Annotated in this window: 17 protein-coding genes and 2 tRNA genes; 9 read left to right on the top strand and 10 right to left on the bottom strand. The window is 42.4% G+C overall.

Annotated elements, in window-relative coordinates; translation table 11 throughout:
• Window positions 1-6: 6 nt before the first annotated feature.
• From M2137_RS09055 to M2137_RS09075, 5 genes are all read right to left on the bottom strand, one after another.
• Entirely contained in the window at window positions 7-636 is a 630-nt protein-coding gene (locus M2137_RS09055; protein WP_163175524.1) for a hypothetical protein, read from the bottom strand.
• 55 nt (window positions 637-691) lie between these two features.
• Window positions 692-2200, bottom strand: a complete 1509-nt coding sequence (locus M2137_RS09060; RefSeq protein ID WP_163175525.1) for a hypothetical protein — start codon at window positions 2198-2200, stop codon at window positions 692-694.
• Between the two features lie 158 nt (window positions 2201-2358).
• Complete coding sequence (locus M2137_RS09065; RefSeq protein ID WP_163175526.1) at window positions 2359-2751, bottom strand: hypothetical protein; 393 nt, start codon at window positions 2749-2751, stop codon at window positions 2359-2361.
• Window positions 2752-2889: 138 nt separating this feature from the next.
• A complete protein-coding gene (locus tag M2137_RS09070; protein WP_163175527.1) occupies window positions 2890-4545 on the bottom strand; it encodes a hypothetical protein in 1656 nt (551 codons plus the stop codon).
• A gap of 608 nt (window positions 4546-5153) precedes the next feature.
• Window positions 5154-5227, bottom strand: a tRNA-Asp gene (locus tag M2137_RS09075).
• Between the two features lie 562 nt (window positions 5228-5789).
• Here M2137_RS09075 and M2137_RS09080 point away from each other — a divergent pair.
• Window positions 5790-6860, top strand: coding sequence for a nitronate monooxygenase (locus M2137_RS09080; protein ID WP_280766114.1), 1071 nt, complete (start codon window positions 5790-5792; stop codon window positions 6858-6860).
• A 93-nt stretch (window positions 6861-6953) separates the two neighbouring features.
• The gene (locus M2137_RS09085) at window positions 6954-8114 is read left to right on the top strand and encodes an MFS transporter (protein ID WP_280766115.1); all 1161 of its coding nucleotides are present in this window, start codon (window positions 6954-6956) and stop codon (window positions 8112-8114) included.
• A gap of 17 nt (window positions 8115-8131) precedes the next feature.
• Here the strand turns inward: M2137_RS09085 and M2137_RS09090 are convergent, their stop codons facing one another.
• Window positions 8132-9400: a hemolysin family protein gene (locus M2137_RS09090; protein ID WP_280766116.1), complete on the bottom strand. Its 1269-nt coding sequence runs from the start codon at window positions 9398-9400 to the stop codon at window positions 8132-8134.
• A 357-nt stretch (window positions 9401-9757) separates the two neighbouring features.
• Between M2137_RS09090 and trpB the strand changes: the two genes are divergently transcribed.
• Window positions 9758-10942 (top strand): tryptophan synthase subunit beta, encoded by a 1185-nt coding sequence (gene trpB / locus M2137_RS09095; RefSeq protein WP_280766117.1) that lies wholly within the window; start codon window positions 9758-9760, stop codon window positions 10940-10942.
• 316 nt (window positions 10943-11258) lie between these two features.
• Here trpB and M2137_RS09100 read toward each other — a convergent pair whose 3' ends face one another.
• The gene (locus tag M2137_RS09100; RefSeq protein ID WP_280766118.1) at window positions 11259-12152 is read right to left on the bottom strand and encodes a helix-turn-helix domain-containing protein; all 894 of its coding nucleotides are present in this window, start codon (window positions 12150-12152) and stop codon (window positions 11259-11261) included.
• A 200-nt stretch (window positions 12153-12352) separates the two neighbouring features.
• On the opposite strand from M2137_RS09100, the gene M2137_RS09105 reads away from it, so the two are divergent.
• The 4 genes from M2137_RS09105 (at window position 12353) to M2137_RS09120 (ending at window position 17225) form a co-directional block, all read left to right on the top strand.
• Complete coding sequence (locus tag M2137_RS09105; protein WP_280766119.1) at window positions 12353-13828, top strand: rhamnulokinase family protein; 1476 nt, start codon at window positions 12353-12355, stop codon at window positions 13826-13828.
• Window positions 13829-13851: 23 nt separating this feature from the next.
• The gene (locus M2137_RS09110) at window positions 13852-15111 is read left to right on the top strand and encodes an L-rhamnose isomerase (RefSeq protein ID WP_280766120.1); all 1260 of its coding nucleotides are present in this window, start codon (window positions 13852-13854) and stop codon (window positions 15109-15111) included.
• Complete coding sequence (rhaT, locus tag M2137_RS09115; protein WP_280766121.1) at window positions 15108-16139, top strand: L-rhamnose/proton symporter RhaT; 1032 nt, start codon at window positions 15108-15110, stop codon at window positions 16137-16139. Before M2137_RS09110 ends, rhaT begins: the two co-directional genes overlap by 4 nt.
• A gap of 318 nt (window positions 16140-16457) precedes the next feature.
• Window positions 16458-17225: a DUF1080 domain-containing protein gene (locus M2137_RS09120; RefSeq protein WP_280766122.1), complete on the top strand. Its 768-nt coding sequence runs from the start codon at window positions 16458-16460 to the stop codon at window positions 17223-17225.
• Here M2137_RS09120 and M2137_RS09125 read toward each other — a convergent pair.
• On the bottom strand, window positions 17220-18089 hold the full coding sequence (locus tag M2137_RS09125; RefSeq protein ID WP_280766123.1) for a hypothetical protein: 870 nt from the start codon (window positions 18087-18089) through the stop codon (window positions 17220-17222). The two genes, M2137_RS09120 and M2137_RS09125, sit on opposite strands and share 6 nt — an antisense overlap.
• 488 nt (window positions 18090-18577) lie before the next feature.
• On the opposite strand from M2137_RS09125, the gene M2137_RS09130 reads away from it, so the two are divergent.
• On the top strand, window positions 18578-18802 hold the full coding sequence (locus tag M2137_RS09130; protein ID WP_280766124.1) for a winged helix-turn-helix domain-containing protein: 225 nt from the start codon (window positions 18578-18580) through the stop codon (window positions 18800-18802).
• Between the two features lie 107 nt (window positions 18803-18909).
• On the opposite strand, the gene argB is transcribed toward M2137_RS09130, so the two are convergent.
• Window positions 18910-19695 carry an acetylglutamate kinase gene (gene argB, locus M2137_RS09135; RefSeq protein ID WP_280766125.1) on the bottom strand — a complete coding sequence of 262 codons (786 nt, stop codon included), beginning with the start codon at window positions 19693-19695 and terminating at the stop codon, window positions 18910-18912.
• 75 nt (window positions 19696-19770) lie between these two features.
• On the opposite strand from argB, the gene M2137_RS09140 reads away from it, so the two are divergent.
• Window positions 19771-19846 (top strand) — tRNA-Gly (locus M2137_RS09140).
• An 84-nt stretch (window positions 19847-19930) separates the two neighbouring features.
• Here M2137_RS09140 and M2137_RS09145 read toward each other — a convergent pair.
• Window positions 19931-20122: a hypothetical protein gene (locus tag M2137_RS09145; protein ID WP_280766126.1), complete on the bottom strand. Its 192-nt coding sequence runs from the start codon at window positions 20120-20122 to the stop codon at window positions 19931-19933.
• Window positions 20123-20186 lie beyond the last annotated feature (64 nt).

The following is a 20186-nucleotide window of genomic DNA, read 5'->3' on the forward strand; positions in this document are numbered from 1 at the left end:
TTTATACTACCAATATCCTATTATTTTAAAAGATATCCTGGTTGCAGATTTATTCTCAGATATATAATCACCTAATTTTTGATTATCAATTGTAGTTCTACGATATTCCCTCACCGGATCATAAATGCCATAGCCCATTGAAACCATCAATCTCAATCGGGCATCATTTTTAACCATATCATAATATAATCCGATATCCACAAACGCACCAGGATTAAATTGTGTGAAAACATATTTCCCTATCGGTTCGATAGTATGCCCTTCGGTTACTTTTAATCCCTTATCAATGGAAATATAATTGAATGGCACAATATCGAATAGAACATTACAAGTAACCAGTAATCCTGCTTTTTTAAAAACGGGTACCACAACAGTGCTTGCAATAGCTCCATTTACACGTCTGTTCTTTTCCCCTAAATTATAGGAAGTGTTGTCATTGGAAAACCAACCGGCATTTACTTCATTAGTAAAATATGATATACCGGTTGAAAAAACTAGATTTTTAAGTATATCCCAATTATAAAATATTGAATAATGAAGTCCTGTTTCGTTATAATCGTACATTGCAATATCAAAACCTAATCCCTTCTTCGTTTGGGAGTACAATTGCACTGATGTTATTACTATTATAACCATCAGTAATACTCTTTTAGTATGTATTACACAACAGGACTTCATATTTTATAAATCGTTAATCTTCGTGATGAAATCTGATACCCTTCCATTTGCCGCCATATTTCACAGCGCCAAATATCTCAGCATCTTTAATTGTATATTTATCAGGAATATAACCATCAACACTAACACCACTGCTACCGCTTCCACCTATACTAACGGTAATTCCACCAGCTTCACTAAAACGTACTGTTTTGTGTTCCCGTCTTCCGTAACTCTGCAATCCCATAATATAGGAGTCTAATTTCCCACTCTTACCAAACACGTAAATTAAACGTGGATCAGTATTTGTTATTTTTTGACCAATTGGTCCTGATATATATTTACCTTCAAGAGATTTCAAACCGGAAAAAATTGCATCTTTTGTTAATGTATTATCTGTCCATTTCCAAGGATCAATTTTCCATTGCCCAACATTGAACTCTTTAATGCCGCCAAACCAGGTTTTTATCTTACTGGCAAAATCTTCAAGAAATATTGGACTGCCCATACCGGCATAAATCATGTTATTTACTTGTCCTTGCCATGTACTTGTAAATTTACCATAATCACCTACTTTTCCTGGATTATTATTGAAACTCATTTGACCTTTCAATTTTTCAATGCCGATAACAATATCATCAGCTGTATCTCCAGTCCAATATTTAACAAACAGGAATTTTTTCCGTTTTTGCATTTTAACTTTAAAACCTGTAGAAGCATAGAATACATAGTTAGTCTGGAATAGATTTGCTACCATCTTATGTTTACTATCAAATTTTTGCTCTCTCGATACATCTTTCCCAAATAGCCACGACCATGCACGACCTAACCATGTTTTGTTTTTCCACTTATAAGTACTAAGTGAATACTCTCTGGTATTAGTATTGGCATCACCAAAAACGGCACGTGTCATTGGAACATCATCCGCTTCAATGCATTCAACATCAGTTACATTTGGTACTCCGGATATAAATCCATAAGTATCGCAAAAATAAGTAATATCATCAATTTGATAGGTATCTCCATCAATTAAACTTGCTGTCTTAGGATTAAAATTTTCAATTTTTTGTGCTAGCTGAGAAGAATATTCCCGTTTGGTATAGAACGTTCCTTTATCAGTAATTTTATAATAATTATCATCAATGCTGATTCGTAAAGTTGTATCAAGTACATTAAACAGGATATCATCGGGAATTAGTTCTTCACATAGCGAAACCTTGTACTCATCTTCACATCCCTCTTCATCATCTTCATCCAATGCACGGGTGGCATACATTCTCTGTATATTGGATTTTACTTTATTTATGGAGTTAAATCCGGTTACTGTAAAATAGTTGCTCCGCGTTGAAGGTGATGCATCTTCCTTAAAATTATTCAGATAATCAGTAAAAATTGATTGCGAATCGAAGTGCAAATACCCTTCTGGTGTTACATGTACTGGCTCCGGAATGTCAACAAGATTTTTATCTTCTATAATGTCGTCTTTCTGACATGCGACAAACAACACTAATAAACAGGATAATAATAAATGTAATTTTTTCATGTTACAATTTTTTTGTTCGTTAATACTTCGAATAATTAAATTTAAAGGATATGTATTAAAGTTCTTTTGAAATAAGTATTTGAAATCATTACCTCCTTTCCGTTCTAAAGTGAATAATCATAATAATATGAATAGATTTAATCCTATGTTTTGCTCGGTTAAAAATAACCTTGGCAACGGGACCCGCCTGAAATTATTTCCAGATAATATTCTCTCTCATCATCAAGTGGTAATTGTTTCAACACATCACAAGGTTCAGTTATACGATGCATATCATCTGAAATAATACTACCTTCGTCATCACTAATTATAATTCTTATTTCCGCAATTTCCGGTGCCATGCCGAAACTGATAGTAAGAAACGTTCCCTGAGTATAAGCAACAACACAGTCCTGCCATTGAATTGACCTTGTTCGTCCTACTCTATGCCTCCATTCAATTTTTCTGTGTCTTTTCGCTTTGGTAGATTCTTCAACCGATTCACTCTTAGCAAACAATTCCATTGTTGGAACACTGCAAATCAGAAATAATAATAAAAGTACTTTTTTCATAACATCTTGTTTTGGGGTTTTGATGTTACAAAATTAGGGATGGTATTTTAGTTTACGAGATTTTTTGCGTTACAACACAATCCGGTAAGTGCCTGTAAATCAATGTGGTAGATTTTACTTGCGTTACAACAATAAATTTTATGGCTGAAAAATAAAATTGTATAGGTTTTCGTTAGCAGAATGTTCAATCATTTTTTTCTTGATTCGGTATCTTCGTTGACGCGCAGATGCAGTACGTGGATATCCAGTACATGCACATATAAGAGGTAGATTAAAATTCATCTTTGAAAGACAACAGAAAATTAGATCTTCTTCAGTTAAGCTTGGGCAATTAGTTTTAAGATTCTCGAATAAATCCGAGTATACATTCTTTATAATACCAAACAATTCTATTCTATCTTTCAATGGCAATAAGTTTATGTTTTCAGAATCTTTTTGGTTATCAAATTTCCTAATTTTTTTGTATATAGGTTTGTCATAGAACAACAGTATTCGTAAATGATTAATCTGTTTTTCCATTTTAGCAATACTTTCTTCTTTCTCTTTTACCAGATTGTCTTGTGTATCTTTGGCTAAATTTTGATTTTCATATTTTAATTTCAGTATGGTATTCTTAGTTTCGGAAATTTGGTTTTGAAGATTTATAATATCTTTCTCATTTTCCATTATTTTCTTTTCCTTAACCAACAGTTCATTTGCCTGTTTTATTTTCTTCTTTTTGTCTGTATATACTGCTATTAGGATAATGATGAGAATTATAATAATCGAACAACTAACTATCATTATTATGAATGATTTATGTTTGTTGTTTATATATATCAACTCTTTATCAATATTATGTATTTGATTTATTGCATATATTTCACCGGTTTTCGTTTTTATTGTTAGGGAGTCATAAGACTCTAAAAAATCGTGTAAGTGTACAAGTGAGTTTTCGTACGAACCAAAATTCTCTTCAACTCTTGATAATTGCTTTAATGCAACAGTCCTGATCCCCAAATCCGTACTTTCTATTGCAATTACTAAATTCTCAATAGCCAAATCCCAATCTCCCGTTGCTGCATAAATACAACCCAGATTTAAATGATAATTATCAGTCATTTTAGATATTTTTTTCATGTATTTTAGAGCTTCGTCATAATTATCTTTTTCACTGAAATACAATCCTAAATCGTTATAAATTAGGTCCTTCAATTTTACAGAATCACTACTCATATTAGCATAACCGTATGCCTTTTTTAAATAATGATATGAACTGTCCGGTTTTTCAACTAAAAAAAAACCAATACCTAAGTTTCTGGCATTTGTATATATACTTTTAAAATTATTTCCTGTTAATGTTTTATAATACCCCGAACGAAAAGCATTTATAGCATCTTCATATAATTCCTGATCTAAATACACATTTCCTAAAGCAGAATACAAGGAAGAAATTAATTCATAATCTTTATCTTTTACTAAATCCAATGCGGTAAAATAACTTTTTATTGCTTCCTGGGGAATTTCAAGATAATCCCATATTATACCTTTATAAAATAAAGCTTTAGCGTACGCTCGTTTATATTTCGTGTTCTTCAAAATATCTATTGAAGCATTTAACGTTGAATCATATTGAACCAATTCAAATCCACTGTAATAACCTGCTTCAACCAATAAAATATTATGGTATGCGTTATTAATTTCATCTAAAGTTTCGGTATTAATTTTTTCCAGCTCGTATTTTATACTATCTGGATTTGAGCTGATATAACATTCAAGCGTTTTCAATTTAGCATCCAGCCTATTCTTCTGCATACATCCCACAAATATTATTGATGCAAGAAAAAGTAACAGTATGTTTTTCAGAGTATTTATATACATATAGATGCAAATTTAGTATTTTATTGTTGTAAACGATTTGCACAATAAGTATTTTTTATACACAGGTCTAAAATATTTTTTCATCCCCTCAATCCTCTCCCTGTTTCTCCTGATAATTCAGCCATCTTCTTATTCCGGATCGCCCGATAATAAACCAATCTCTTTGGAGTTATCCTTTTCGGCCTCCTATAATACAAACTGATCTCCGCATATTCCTTTAAATACCTGAAAAACTTCTTTTTTTAAAACGACTCATCCTTTGATGTAGCGCAAACCGTCCGTATAAGCAACAACGGCGGTGATTAAGAAACCGCCGTTGCTGTAATATTCATTATTATACAAAATGAGACTATTTATTTGCTGCATGTGCTGAAAGACAAAAAATAATAGGTATTGTATTAACATATATAAAAGGAGGTAATTACATACTTGCTTTTTGTATGTGTTACTTTGAAGAGGGCAAAAGAAAACACCCAGTTTTACTTTTTCGGGTGTAAAACCGGGCGTAAATTTCACAACTCGCTGAAAATCAGCCTTATTTGCGGTATGGACGGGACTCGAACCCGCGACCCCCTGCGTGACAGGCAGGTATTCTAACCAACTGAACTACCACACCAAGTTTGTTTTGTAAAGACAATCACTCTCGATTGCGGATGCAAAGATAGGTATTATTTTGAATAACACAAGAAGTTTTGCAAAATAATTCAAGGTAAAATATGGACATGTGGGTTAATCAACTGATTTTCAAAAAAACCAATATAAATAAGCAGGTCGATCAGGAGATTAAAAGAGAGAAAATTCGAACCCGCCTGGGAATCGTTGCAACAATATGAGGTACCCGAATCGTTTCGGGATGCCGAATCGACTGTTGCTCTGAACGCACAAAGATTCAATGAAGGGCGAATCGACAAATAGACCGAGAAAGAGGTTCAAATTGCCTCTTCAGCTTACACTTGCGTTTTGCAACTCAGTCGGTAAATCCGCATTTTCCGACGAACTCATTTTTCGATTTTGCGACATTAAGTTTATTTATAACCCGGAGTTCGCAGAAATAGTTACCTTTGCCCCCGTAAACAAGTTAGTTTATACATGGAACTACGAAACTTCTTTGTTTCTCACAATGCCGTATGCAGAAAGCATACCGGCACAGGTATTATCTTATCCTCAAACAGAATTGTATGAAATCATTTTTTATCGGCAAGTATGAAATAAAATTGCCAATTATTCAGGGGGGCATGGGCGTTGGTGTCTCTCTGTCGGGATTAGCGTCGGCTGTTGCCAACGAAGGGGGTGTCGGTGTTATATCCGCCGCCGGTCTCGGCCTTCTCTATCCGAATGTTGCTGGCAGCTACATGGAGAAGTGTATCCAGGGGCTTCGCGAAGAGATCCGCAAGACACGCGAAAAAACAAGAGGGGTGATCGGTGTCAACATCATGGTGGCCCTTTCGAACTTCTCAGATATGGTGCGTACGGCCATTGCAGAAAAGACCGATGTCATTTTTGCCGGAGCCGGATTGCCGCTCGACCTTCCCTCCTACCTGCAAAAAGACAGCAAAACCATGCTGGTACCGATCGTATCCTCATCGCGCGCGGCACGTCTTATTTGTGATAAATGGAAAAATAACTTCAACTACCTGCCGGATGCGATTGTGGTGGAAGGACCTAAAGCCGGAGGTCATCTCGGTTTTAAGAACAACCAGATCGAGGACGAACACTTCTCACTCGAACAAATCATTCCCGAAGTATTGGAAGTAGCCAACTCCTATCAGGAGGAAAAAAATATTCCGGTCATTGCCGCCGGAGGTATCGCCACCGGTGAAGACATTGCCCGTTTTATGAAAATGGGGGTGGCCGGTGTACAAATGGGATCGATCTTCGTACCTACGGAAGAATGCGACGCGGCGGAAGCCTTCAAAAAGGTCTATGTCGATGCACATGAAGAAGACATCCGCATTATCCAAAGCCCGGTGGGCATGCCCGGCCGCGCGCTAGACGGGGAGTTTATTCAACGTGTAGCCGAAGGGAAAGAAAAGCCGAAGAAATGTCCCTTCCATTGCATCCGCACCTGCGACTACACCAAAAGTCCCTATTGCATCATCATGGCGCTCTATAATGCCGCCAAAGGGAATATGCGCAAGGGATATGCTTTCGCCGGAAAGAACGCCTACCTGGCTGAAAAGATCAGCAGTGTGAAAGATGTTGTCGAGAGACTGAAAGCCGATTTCGCGCAAGCAATAGCGAAGGCATAGTAAAAAAGGTCTTTAAAGACTTTAAGGACTCTAAGGGCCTTAAGGACCTTAAGGTCTTTAAGGTCTTTTAATTTTTTAAAGGACATCTAACAGATGCAGAAAAATATCATAGCGCTTTACCTGATTAAGCTCTCCAAGTGGTTCAGCCTGGTGATGCCGATCATCGTACTCTTTTACGAAGATCACGGGCTGGGTCTGCAGGATGTGTTTATCCTGAAGAGTGTTTATTCCGTCGCTGCCGTTGCGTTGGAAATACCTTCCGGCTACCTGGCCGACGTCTGGGGACGTAAGAAATGCTTAGTGACCGGATGTTTTCTCTTCTTTGGCGGATACCTTTGTTATTCCTGCACCAATACGTTTGAGGCCTTTATCATAGCTGAATTATTACTCGGTATTGGGCAAACGTTGGTCAACGGCGCCGACTCCGCCCTGCTCTACGACACCACGGCGCATTATAAGAAAGAGAATCTCTACATGCGTTACGAGGGACGCATCACCATGATCGGTAATTTTGCCGAAGCGGTGGCGGGCATCCTCGGCGGGTTGTTAGCGGTTTCTTCACTCCGCTATCCCTTCTACGGGCAGGTAGTGATTGCCTTTATCGGCATCCCGGCAGCTTTTTCTCTCAAGGAGTATGCGGGAAAGACGCAAGTACAGAACCCCGTAAACGAGATACTTCGCATCATCAAATACGCGCTTGTCACGAACAAGAAGCTTTGTTATAATATTTTGTTTTCGGGCGTGATCGGTGCGGCCACGCTGACGATGGCTTGGTTTGTGCAACCCTTCCTGATCGATCTGGAAACGCCGACGGAGTATTTCGGCATTATCTGGACGGTGCTGAACCTGACCGTCGGCATTGCAGCGCTCTATTCCGACCGGATCGAACGCTATTTCGGCATACAGAAAACAAGCTTGTTGATTCTTTTCTTCATTATCGGGGGATATGTCGCGTTGGCTTACAACCAAACTTATTGGGGCTTGGCCGTATTATTCGTCTTTTACCTGTTCCGCGGATTCGCCACCCCTATCCTAAAAGGATATATCAACCAGATGACCTTTTCGGAAATGCGCGCCACAGTGCTCTCCATCCGCAACTTCGTAATTCGCCTGATATTTGCTGCCGTAACGCCATTCATTGGATGGCTGAACGATATGTACTCACTCCGGGTCGCCCTATTGGTATCGGCAGCTGTATTTTTTATCCCGGGATTGATATTCGTCCTATTGCAATTGAGCAAAAAAGCATCCTAAAAAAGTCCGGTAGCCGTCTATCCTTTCTTTGAAACCAATACCTTGTCGATGCGCGCACCATCCATATCGACAATTTCCAGGTGGAAGGTAAACCATTCGAGCCGCTCACCGGTATGAGGCACATGCTCCAATATCTCCAGAATCAAGCCACTCAGGGTATTATAATCATGGTCGGCATAAAGATCTTCCAGATCGAAATAGGCCAGGAAGTCATAGAAAGAAAGCTGTCCATCGACCAGCCAGGAGCCGTCTTCACGTTCCACAATTTCCATCTCCTCACCGGCTTCGGGCATCTGTCCGATCAGGCCTTCCAGGATATCCTTCATGGTAACGATCCCTTGTATGCCACCAAACTCATCAGTCACAATACCATATTTGACACATGCCTGCTTGAATTGCGCCAAAGCATTATACACACTTTGATTTTCCGGCAGGTAAGTAGCCGGTCGAATAATTTCTTTCAACGTAAAGCCGGGCTTCTCCAGGTGTAAAAACAGATCTTTCAGAGAAACAACTCCCTGCAGATCGTCCAACTTTCCGGAAGCAACCGGGTAAATATTATATAAGTTCTCCTGCACCTTTTCACGTATCTCCGCCACACTATCGTCCATATCCAGCCAGACCAATTCGCTCCGATGCGTCATGATCGAACCGACATTGCGGTCGCCCAGGTTGAAGACACGTTCGACTATATCCTGTTCCACCTCCTGCACCTCACCGTCATCCAGTCCTTCCTGCACAATCGCTTTGATCTCCTCTTCAGTCACTTTACTCTCTTCCACATGTTTCAGACCAAACAGACGCACGACAAAGTTTGTACTGGCAGAAAGTAACCACACCAAAGGAGCGGTGATTTTCGACAATATATTCATCGGTTTGGCGATAACCTTCGAGACCGCCTCCGCGAAACTCAGGCCGACCCGCTTCGGAACCAACTCACCAAGAATCAACGTAAGGTAGGTAACAGCAATCACAATCGTCGTTTTGGAAATAGCCAAAGCATAGGGTTGCAACAACGGCACACCGGCCACAACCTCCGCCAGGTCGGCAGCAAAGGCTTCGCCGGAATAGAGACCGGTCAGGATGCCGACTAAGGTGATACCAATCTGTACGGTGGACAGGAAACGATCCGGTTCGTTGGCCAGATCTAAGGCAGTTTTAGCTGATTTACTTCCTTTTTTTGCATCGATTTCCAACCGGGCCTTGCGGGCGGACACTAAAGCGATTTCTGACATGGAAAGGACTCCGTTTAATAAGATCAGGCCAAGAATTATGACAATTTCCATTTAAGTGAATGATATAAAGTTTAAAACAAACATACATATTTAATAACAAACGAGTCGTACATTTGATTTTAAAAACAGAGTTTTTCTGGAAAAAAGTAAAAAAAATTGCTCATTTGTTTGCATTTTATCAAAGACACCGTATATTTGTCGCCGAAATATCAAAAAACAGATGAGAACAAATTTAGTAAATACATGTTGGTGGTGGCGTTTCAAACTACTCAAAGAGTCGTAGGGAACGAGGGCCGTATGTATATATACTAAAAATAGGAATATAGGATTCGAAGAGGTCTGTCGCAACTGCGGCAGGCCTTTTTTTATTTGCGCATATACCAAATTGTTTAATTAAAATAGAAAAAAATGAAAACGTATCAAGTGAACAAAAACGGTTTTTATGGTGATTTTGGAGGAGCATATATCCCTGAAATACTTCACCAAAGCATCGCCGACCTGCAGGAGACCTACCTGGAAGTATTGGAAAGCGATAGTTTCAAACAGGAATTTGCAGAGTTGCTGCGCGATTACGTCGGTCGCCCTTCCCCACTCTACCTGGCCAAACGGCTGAGCAAACGCTATGGCGGACGCATCTACCTCAAGCGGGAGGATCTCAACCATACCGGAGCGCATAAGATCAACAATACGATCGGCCAGATCCTATTGGCACGCCACATGGGGAAAACCCGCATCATTGCCGAAACAGGCGCCGGACAACACGGAGTCGCTACGGCAACGGTCTGCGCCCTGATGGATATGGAATGTGTTGTCTATATGGGAGAAACAGACATCAAGCGCCAGCATGCCAATGTGCAACGTATGCAGATGCTGGGAGCGGAGGTGCGTTCGGTCACCTCAGGCAACAGAACGCTGAAAGAAGCGGTGGATGAAGCGATTCAAGACTGGTGTGCAAATCCCTCCGACACCTTTTACCTGATCGGTTCAGCGGTAGGTCCTCACCCCTATCCGGACATGGTTGCCCGCCTGCAATCGGTGATCAGTAAGGAAATCAAAAAGCAGTTGCTGGAAAAAGAGGGACGCGACTACCCCGATTACCTGATTGCCTGCATCGGTGGCGGCAGCAATGCCGCCGGAACGATCTACCACTATATGGACGACGAACGGGTAAAAATCGTATTGGCAGAAGCCGGCGGGAAAGGTCTTTACTCAGGCATGACTGCCGCAACGATTCACTTAGGTAAAAAAGGAGAATTGCATGGTATGCAGACATTGGTGATGCAAAACGAAGCGGGTCAGGTGGAAGAGCCCTATTCCATCTCCGCCGGACTGGATTATCCGGGCATAGGGCCTCTCCATGCCAACCTGCACACGACAAAACGCGCCAAGGTATTGGCCATCAACGACAATGAAGCCTTAAACGCAGCCTTCGAACTGACTCAATTGGAAGGTATCATCCCTGCCCTGGAAAGCTCCCATGCGTTGGGAGCCCTTCCGAAACTGAGGTTCCAACCCGACGAGGTGGTGGTACTTACCGTCTCCGGAAGAGGAGATAAAGATATGGACACCTATCTGTCTACTCTTTCTCAATAGTCTGCCTTTGGCTCTAAACAGGTCGACAAAACGAAACTATTTTTCAAAAATTTCTTTTCCTTGGCTCATCCGGAGAATGCCTACTTACCGGATGAGCCTATCTTTTTTTTCCGAAAATGTTAAAATATCGATTGTAAGCAAAACGACCATTTTGCTTACAAATCCATACGTTAAAAAGTGTTTCTCCCGGGAGTTTGTCTCCAAAGTCCCGCTTTTTTGCGCGAAAACTCCCGCCGAAATTACAAATCGTAAATTGGGGGTTTCGTCGGAAACGAGCGAATTAACATTTGTTCGCATTTTATACAATGCCTGGAAACTATTCAGTTCCCCATCGGGTCATGTTTCGGTATTGATGGGGAGTGAGTCCTGTTTTGCGCTTAAAAACGGTGCAAAAGTAATCGGCATTGTCGAATCCAGAGTCGAAGGCGATTTCTTTATTTGCCAGGGTGGTGTTGGTGAGCAGTTCTTTGCTCTTTTGAATGCGTAGTTCGGTGATGTACTGAGCAGGCGAGAACCCGGTATAATCTTTGAACAGGCGGCGAAACCAGGAATAGCTCATGTTGATTTCACGAGCCACCTGTTCAGGGGTGATGTTTTGCTGAAAGGATTCCCGGATAAGGACTTTTGCTTTATTCATCCGGTATAGTTCTTTGTTTTCAAACGAGGCACACTTATCGATGGAATAGACATTGCCCAATAGATAGTTAACAATACCCGCCAATATCTGCTGATAGCCTGCCATCTGCTCCTGCGCCGTTTGTATGGCACGTTTGTATTGCTGTAATAATTCGTCGTTCATGCCGATATTGAATACCGGGTGCTGGCGATTGAAGAAGCCGTTGCGCACCCGCTCGTCGATATTAACCCCGGTAAATCCGATCCAATACTCGTCCCAGCCGGTCTCTTTGTCGGGTTTGTAGCTATGCCATTCGCCCGGAAACAACAGGAACATATTGCCCTCCTTCACCTCAACCCGCTTCCGTTCAGACGAAGTAAAGACACCTTTGCCGCGGGTGATATAGAGCAATTGGTATTCATTCAACACACGCCCCTTATCGACATTGAAGAGGTAGCGCGTTGGATGGTTACGGGGCGGATAGGCTTCGCCGGGCTCGATGCGCTGATAGCCCACAGAGTTGACGATGAGCCCCCAGAGGCTATCGGATTCGTTTACGATCAGGTATTTTATATGTACGGCGGAAGATTTCATAATTCAATAGCAAAAAATAAAGTCTCCAATAGCGAAAACGCCTCAAATGTAGCAATTAAGAAATAAAAAGCAACAAATATCAGTAGCAAAATTCAAAGTACACAAATCAAATAAAGCAGTAATCTTTTCCGGAACATCCTTATATTTGCAATCAACTTGCATTTTTTTAGGCAAGAGTTATTACATAGTTACGAAATACCATGACACAAAAACACCATTTTTTCGCCCTCGACTTGGGTGCGACAAGCGGACGCTCCATTATTGGTCGTCTGGAAAACGGCAAACTGGAACTACAGGAGCTAACACGTTTTCCCAATACAATCCTTCGGGTGCAAGACAAGTATTACTGGAATATCTACGCCTTGTACGAATCACTGAAAGAGGGTCTGAAAACAGCTGCCGCTAAAGGCATCGAAATAGACTCGATCGGTATCGACACCTGGGGAGTCGACTTTGCCTATCTGGCAGAAGACGGTAGCTTGATCAACCTGCCGCGCTCCTATCGAGACCCCTATACCGAAGGGGTGCCCGAAGCGTATTTTACCCGCCTATCCCGCCAGGAAGTGTACGACCTGACAGGTATACAAATAATGAATTTCAATAGTCTATTCCAGCTATACGCAGCACAGAGAGAGGGCTCGTTTGCCGTGAGACAGGCCAAAAACATATTGTTTATGCCCGATGCCCTATCTTATCTGTTGACTGGTGAGCGCTATTGTGAGTATACGATCGCTTCCACCTCCCAAATCGTAAACGCCCGTACACAAAAAATAGATCCTCTCTTGTTGGATGTTCTTGATATCTCTCCTGAAGTATTCCCCGAAGTGGTGATGCCCGGTACAAAAGCAGGCAACGTCATGGAGAGCGTGGCACGGGAATGTGGCATAGGCGAAACGCCTGTGATTGCTGTGGCCGGGCATGATACGGCATCTGCCGTAGTGGCGGTGCCGGCAGAGGATGAAAACTTCGCCTACTTGAGTTCGGGCACCTGGTCGTTGATGGGGATAGAGGTGAAAGAGCCGATTATCAACGAACAAACTTTCGCCATGAACTTCACCAACGAAGGAGGCGCCGACGGCACGATACGCTTCCTAAAGAACATTACCGGTATGTGGTTGTTGGAACAATGCCGCAAGGAATGGGATAAAGTCGGGAAGAGTTACAGCTATCCGGAGATTGTTGCCTTATCAGATTCGGCAAAGCCTTTCCGTTCACTTATCGATCCCGACGACGCTTCGTTTGCCAATCCGGAGAGCATGCTTCAAGCTATTACGGCTTATTGCCAACGCACCAACCAGCCCTGTCCGGAAGAGGACGCGCAATTTATCCGTTGCATATTCGACAGCCTGGCGCTTAAATACAAACAGGTATTGAACAGCCTGCAGGAGGTTGCCCCTTTCGAGATCAAGAAACTGCATGTGATCGGAGGCGGCTCGCAAAACAAACTATTGAATCAGATGACAGCCAATGCGATCGGTATACCGGTGGTAGCCGGTCCGTCGGAAGCTACGGCCATGGGTAATATCATGATACAGGCGATGGGTATGGGTGTTGTCGGCAGCCTGCAAGAGATCCGCGATGTTATCCGCAACAGCGTATCGCCGGATGTATTTGTTCCGACCGACAATGCGATCTGGAGCGAGGCGTTTGCAAAATTTCAAACAATACAGCATTAAATAATATACTTAAATTGATTACCATGAACAAAAGTGCATTAGTAGAGAAATCGTATGAGATAGCGAAAGAACGCTATCAGGCCATAGGGGTTAACGTAGAAGACGCCTTAGAAAAATTGCAAAAGATAGCCGTTTCTATCCACTGCTGGCAATCGGACGACGTGACCGGTTTTGAGAAATTAGAGAACTTAGGCGGAGGTGGCATCCAGGCTACCGGTAACTACCCCGGCCGTGCGCGCAACATCGAAGAGCTGCGTACGGATATCGAACAGGTGCTTACCCTTGTCGGAGGAAGCCATCGTTTGAACCTACACGAGATATATGGTGATTTCGGCGATAAAATGGTTGATCGCGATCAGGTGGAACCCGAACATTTCACCAGCTGGATGCAATGGGCGAAAGAAAAAGGCTTAAAGCTCGATTTCAATTCTACCTCGTTTGGTCACCCGAAGAGCGGCGACCTGACCTTAGCCAATCCCGACAAAGCGATCCGTGATTTCTGGATCGAGCACACCAAACGCTGTCGTAAGGTATCGGAAGAGATGGGTAAATTCCAGAACGATCCCTGTATCATGAACCTATGGATCCATGACGGCATGAAAGACCTGACTGTAAACCGCCTGAAATATCGCCAGATCCTGGAACAATCATTAGACGAGATCTTCAGTACCGAGTATAAGAATATGAAAGACTGTCTGGAATCTAAACTGTTCGGTATCGGACTGGAAAGCTATACCGTAGGTTCACACGACTTCTACCTGGGCTATGGTGCGAAGAAACAGAAGATCGTTACCTTAGACACAGGCCACTTTCACTTGAGCGAAAGCATTGCGGACAAGATTTCTTCGCTCCTGCTGTTCACACCGGAAATCATGTTGCATGTAAGCCGTCCTATCCGTTGGGACTCTGACCACGTAGTAATCCTCAACGATGAGATTAGCGAATTGGCGAAAGAAATCATCCGTGCCGACGCCTTGGATCGCGTACACGTTGGACTCGACTTCTTCGATGCTTCTATCAACCGTATCGGAGCCTATGTGATTGGTATCCGTTCGACTCAGAAAGCCTTCTTGCAGGGACTGCTCGAACCGATCGCTCAATTGCGCGAATACGAAGCAAACGGCCAATACTTCGAGAGACTGGCGTTGCTTGAAGAGGCAAAGGGACTGCCCTGGAATGCCGTATGGGACTACTTCTGTTTGAAGAATAATATCGCGGTTGGTGAAGATTATATCACCGAAATACAGCAATACGAAAAGAACGTTACCTCTAAGAGATCATGAATACGATCATAGGTCTGTTGATCATTGCCATTGGCAGTTTCGGGCAGAGCAGCTCGTATGTACCTATTAAGAAGGTAAAAGAATGGAGTTGGGAATCGTTCTGGCTTACCCAGGGTATATTCGCCTGGTTGGTATTCCCGTTTTTAGGCGCGCTACTCGGCGTGCCTGGGGGATCGTCCTTACTTGAATTGTGGGGATCGGGCGGAGCTTTCTCTGCCATTATCTACGGTGTGTTATGGGGAGTCGGTGGACTGACCTTCGGGCTTAGCATGCGCTATCTGGGCGTTGCGCTCGGACAAAGTATCGCCCTTGGCACCTGCGCCGCTTTCGGCACCTTGCTTCCTGCTATGTTGGCTGGTACCGATCTGTTGCATGGCAATGGACTATTGTTATTGATCGGGGTAGCGATTACGCTGGCCGGTATCTCCATCATCGGGTATGCCGGTAGCCTTCGTTCCAAAAACATGACGGAGGAAGAGAAGAAAGCCGCTGTAAAGGATTTCGCTCTGACAAAAGGTCTGTTGGTTGCCCTGTTATCCGGGGTGATGAGTGCCTGCTTCGCCATGGGACTGGATGCGGGAACACCGATTAAGGAGGCTGCCATTGCCGGTGGTGTGAAAACACTTTATGCCGGTTTGCCAGTGATCTTCTTAGTGACGGTGGGTGGTTTTGTGACCAACGCAGCCTATTGCATTCAGCAAAACATCAAAAACAAGACCGGTAAGGAGTATTTCTCAGTGAAAGGCTCTGTCTTGGTGAACAACCTCTTGTTCTGTGCCCTGGCTGGTGTATTGTGGTACTCCCAATTCTTTGGTCTGGAAATGGGCAAGAGTTTCCTGACGGATAGCCCGGTTTTACTGGCCTTCTCCTGGAGTATCCTGATGTCGTTGAATGTGACGTTCAGTAATGTGTGGGGGATCATTCTCAAAGAATGGAAAGGGGTGAAAGGAAGTACGATCGCTGTATTAATCATTGGTTTATTGGTTCTTATCTCCTCGATTATCGTAGTGGCGCTGTCACAATCCTGAATAGATTCGTATTAAAAAATAAAAGAAGGCGTATCAACGTGGCAAACGTTGGTACGCCTTTATTTATTCTCCTATCTCAAAGCCTCCCACCTCTCCTGTAGAAAGTACTCTCCCGCCATAGCGAACATTTCACAGGAAAGTACCAGGAATACTTTGTGTTTTAATATTTACAGAAATCCTTGGTTGATTTCAGGCAGTTTAGTTGGAAATCACGATTTTTAGGTTTTAGGCGTAATAACAATTTATAGGAAAAGCATTTGCCACAGTTAGCCAAAAATAGATATCTTTGACACAGTTTTCCGCTAAAAAAATGAATACATGATGAAATATTGTTTTAGAACAGCTCTCCTCTGTGGATGCCTGTTGATTACGACACAAGCCTTTTCGCAAATAAAAAACAAATGGATTCCTCTGTTTGGTGAGAACCTTTCTGAAGCCCAGTACGATCCCGAAGGCTGGTATGAGGCAAATGGCATACTAACGGCCACAAAAGACAAGGTGATATGGACAACTATTGAATATGAGAACTTCGAGATTGACCTGAATTTCAAAAACGACAGGGGGACGAACAGCGGCGTGGTGGTCTATTGCACAGATACCACCAATTGGATTCCTAACTCGGTCGAGGTACAAATAGCCGACGATCATTATTCGCGATGGGCAGATGCTCAACCTTTCGAGCGATGCGGCGCCATCTATGGGCATCTGGGGCCTCACATTAACAAGGTGGTTAAAAAACCGGGCGCCTGGAATCACCTGCGCATCCGTTGTTCGGGACAACATATTACCGTTGTCTTGAACGGCAAGAAAGTGACCAATATGAATATGGCTTTGTGGACATCGGGAACAGAAAACCCCGATGGTTCGGAAATACCCTCCTGGCTCCCCAATCCGTTGGCCGACAAACCGACAAAAGGCTATATCGGTTTGCAGGGAAAACACGGATCAGCCTCCATCTCCTTCAAAAACATAAAAATTAGAAGCACCGACCCTGATGGCTTCCCGGCACCTGTCGTAGAAGAAAAAACAGAAGAGGTACAGCCGGAGGAGTGGCAGATGAACGGACAACAAGGGATAGGACTATAAGGTATCCACCACCTCACGCTGCTGATCAAAAAACAAGATTCTCTCCCGTTCTCCGATGCCGGAGATCAGCGTGGAATAGCGCTTCAGGGATTTGATCCAGTTATTTATCCGACTAAAAGAGATATTATCTTCTGATATCATCATGAAAAAGATAAAGGAAGAAAGCATACTGGCTTGCATATTAGGCGAACAGATATAGGCATAGGTAATATCAATATTGGCATCCGAAATATACAATTCAAACTTATTCCCTGTTTCATCATACCTCCCCTTTGAGGCCAGGTTTTCCAAGTCATTCAAAAAGCGATGCAGTTCCTTTTTCAGGTCACGGATCTCTTCATTGCCCATTAAACGAATGCTTTTAGCATATTTTATATCATCCACTAAAGCCCTTATAATCTTACGATCCCAAATATAATAAGTGTCAGTAACTTCTTTCAGCAAAAGCCCCAAATCACCCCGGTAATCGATCAGATCATCTGCCTCCACTATTTTATTATAGGGAAGGGAGGAAGGAGAATTTTCTGCATGATGGGTGTATTTTAATAGCATAAATCGCGTAAGCAAACTATAAGGAAAGAAAAGAGTAAAAGGAATCCCCGATAGAGCCATGCCAAACTCGGAATAAGGCTCTTTGCCTAATCGCTCTAAATAATGTATCGCATCCGTAACAATAGGCATTTTTTTAGAGGCAGTCAAATAATATTCCGGCAAACGCATCAATAATCTCTTTTGCGATTCCTGACCGTTCCGCGCGATGATCTCATCTAACGAAATATTCAATTTAGCGGCAAGAATAGCGGTTTCACGAAGCGTAAATTGGACTTCTCCACGCAACCGCCTATAGGCTGTTTCTTTTTCCATACATAAGGTTACAGCCACAAAATCCGCCAAAATCGTTTTTTTGGTAATTTTCCCTTCTAAAGCATTTACAAAAGCTTTATTCATTATGCAATCATTCATATAGTAAGTGTTATTGGTTTAACTAAAAACGTACCTCAAATGCATTAAAGTCAATCCGTCATGGTCTACCAATTGGATTAGGGTCACACAACCGTTCAAAAAGAAGCGATTCCGACAAATATAGACATAAAAAATCTCTTTTAAAAGAAAAACTGGCATGAATTGTACGAAACATTCCGCTACTTTTGTTAGAAATTTATTTGTTATTACTTATTCGATTTAACAACTAAAACTATGAACAGATGTCAATCCCTTCTTATCTACAACTCACGTTGGTAAATCCGATTTCTATCTGTTAATGCGACCAGCTTTTCTAATACGTATAAAAGAAAAGCCATCTATGTATTTTTTTTATATAACAAACAAAACTTTTTAATAACTATTCGGCTATGATGAGTCACGAAATTGGTAGCAATGCAGGAGATGTTTACTCCTTATTATCACAAAAAGGGAAACTTTCCATCAGAAAGATTGGCGAACTGACCTATAAACAAGAATCAGTCATATTTCTTGCGTTAGGTTGGTTGTTGAGAGAAAACAAAATTAAAATTACGGAACAGAATGGAGAACTGCTATCTGAAATTTCATTCACCACAAGTGATATGTACTATTAAATTTCAGCCTACTTTTTTCCGTTTTTTTAGGTTTTTATAGGTATAAAAAAATGAAGGGTGTCTAGTCTAAGAACACCCTTCATTGCTTCATATCTTTCCTGTTTTTCTTATTTATTGGAAGACAAAAACACCTTTGTCCCTCCGTTTCGATGTATATCCGAAGCCTGCGTAATAATCACCTCTTTCACCCCGGCATCGATGGCCTGGTAGGCATTTTCCAGTTTAGGGATCATGCCTCCCTGGATGATACCCTCTGCCACATATTTCAGGAACGTTTCCCGGTCGATTTCAGGGATCACGCTGTCGTCATTATCCGCATCCAATAACACCCCTTTTTTCTCAAAACAGAACATAAGCGTCACCTCAAAATGTTTGGCCAACGCCTTGGCGGCCTCCCCGGCTATCGTGTCGGCATTGGTATTGAGCATATTGCCCTGCTTGTCATGGGTCAAAGGAGCCAACACCGGCACAATGCCCTGTCGGATCAACGAAGCCAACAAGTCGGCATTCACCTCTTTCACATCACCGACAAATCCATAATCGACCTCTCTCACCGGTCGTTTTTCCGAGCGCATCAGGTTCATGTCCGCGCCGGTCATCCCTAACGCGTTCACATCCAATGCCTGCAAACCAGCTACTATATTCTTATTCACTAAACCTCCGTACACCATGGTGACCACTTGCAGAGTTTCCAGATCCGTAATCCGGCGACCATCCACCATCCGGCTCTCAATGCCTAACCGCGCCGCCAAGCTGGTAGCCGAACGTCCACCCCCATGCACCAACACCTTATATCCCGGAATGGCAGAGAAATCATGCAACAACTGATTCAGCGTCTCCGCCTCCTCCACAATCTTCCCTCCAACCTTTACCAACGTAAGCTTTTCCTTCATCTTATTCAAGTATATTTTCAGCCACAAAAATACGAAAGAAATGAATTTATCACTACATTTGCCACCACATCATTCGCGGTAGTAGCTCAGTTGGTAGAGCATCAGCTTCCCAAGCTGAGGGTCACGAGTTCGAATCTCGCCTACCGCTCCATTGATAATCAAGGAACTAACATGTTCCTTTTTCATTTTAGAAGCACTTCCATTCCACTTTTATTAACCTTTATGCAGAACTTATCTACTTTTCTGCTTTTTCATCAGAATTTTCTTCTCCTAAGCTTCTTATACCATTTGCCAAAGCTGCTATGGATTTTTCCATAGAATCTTCATGCAACTTCTTGGCTTCTTCCTCTGGTAGGCTGCTTATAAGCCTTACATCATCTTCCCCTACCAGACCTCTCATTCTGTTAAATTCTTTTCTGCTTTCCATATCTTCACTTTTCCCTAAAGATAACAAGAACTTGGCACAGGAACAACCTATCAGGCATAAACAA

The organism is Parabacteroides sp. PFB2-10 (genome assembly GCF_029893085.1).
In the GTDB taxonomy this organism is placed as follows: domain Bacteria; phylum Bacteroidota; class Bacteroidia; order Bacteroidales; family Tannerellaceae; genus QVMG01.

What these genes read in the sequence shown, in the direction of transcription:
- M2137_RS09070 (WP_163175527.1), bottom strand. Translation starts at nt 4,545, where the DNA reads ATGCAGAAGAATAGGCTGGATGCTAAATTGAAAACGCTTGAATGTTAT.
- M2137_RS09055 (WP_163175524.1), bottom strand. Translation starts at nt 636, where the DNA reads ATGGTTATAATAGTAATAACATCAGTGCAATTGTACTCCCAAACGAAG.
- M2137_RS09110 (WP_280766120.1), top strand. Translation starts at nt 13,852, where the DNA reads ATGAACAAAAGTGCATTAGTAGAGAAATCGTATGAGATAGCGAAAGAA.
- trpB (WP_280766117.1), top strand. Translation starts at nt 9,758, where the DNA reads ATGAAAACGTATCAAGTGAACAAAAACGGTTTTTATGGTGATTTTGGA.
- M2137_RS09090 (WP_280766116.1), bottom strand. Translation starts at nt 9,400, where the DNA reads ATGGAAATTGTCATAATTCTTGGCCTGATCTTATTAAACGGAGTCCTT.
- M2137_RS09085 (WP_280766115.1), top strand. Translation starts at nt 6,954, where the DNA reads ATGCAGAAAAATATCATAGCGCTTTACCTGATTAAGCTCTCCAAGTGG.
- M2137_RS09145 (WP_280766126.1), bottom strand. Translation starts at nt 20,122, where the DNA reads ATGGAAAGCAGAAAAGAATTTAACAGAATGAGAGGTCTGGTAGGGGAA.
- argB (WP_280766125.1), bottom strand. Translation starts at nt 19,695, where the DNA reads ATGAAGGAAAAGCTTACGTTGGTAAAGGTTGGAGGGAAGATTGTGGAG.
- M2137_RS09100 (WP_280766118.1), bottom strand. Translation starts at nt 12,152, where the DNA reads ATGAAATCTTCCGCCGTACATATAAAATACCTGATCGTAAACGAATCC.
- M2137_RS09080 (WP_280766114.1), top strand. Translation starts at nt 5,790, where the DNA reads ATGAAATCATTTTTTATCGGCAAGTATGAAATAAAATTGCCAATTATT.
- M2137_RS09060 (WP_163175525.1), bottom strand. Translation starts at nt 2,200, where the DNA reads ATGAAAAAATTACATTTATTATTATCCTGTTTATTAGTGTTGTTTGTC.
- M2137_RS09130 (WP_280766124.1), top strand. Translation starts at nt 18,578, where the DNA reads ATGATGAGTCACGAAATTGGTAGCAATGCAGGAGATGTTTACTCCTTA.
- M2137_RS09065 (WP_163175526.1), bottom strand. Translation starts at nt 2,751, where the DNA reads ATGAAAAAAGTACTTTTATTATTATTTCTGATTTGCAGTGTTCCAACA.
- M2137_RS09125 (WP_280766123.1), bottom strand. Translation starts at nt 18,089, where the DNA reads ATGGAAAAAGAAACAGCCTATAGGCGGTTGCGTGGAGAAGTCCAATTT.
- M2137_RS09105 (WP_280766119.1), top strand. Translation starts at nt 12,353, where the DNA reads ATGACACAAAAACACCATTTTTTCGCCCTCGACTTGGGTGCGACAAGC.
- rhaT (WP_280766121.1), top strand. Translation starts at nt 15,108, where the DNA reads ATGAATACGATCATAGGTCTGTTGATCATTGCCATTGGCAGTTTCGGG.
- M2137_RS09120 (WP_280766122.1), top strand. Translation starts at nt 16,458, where the DNA reads ATGATGAAATATTGTTTTAGAACAGCTCTCCTCTGTGGATGCCTGTTG.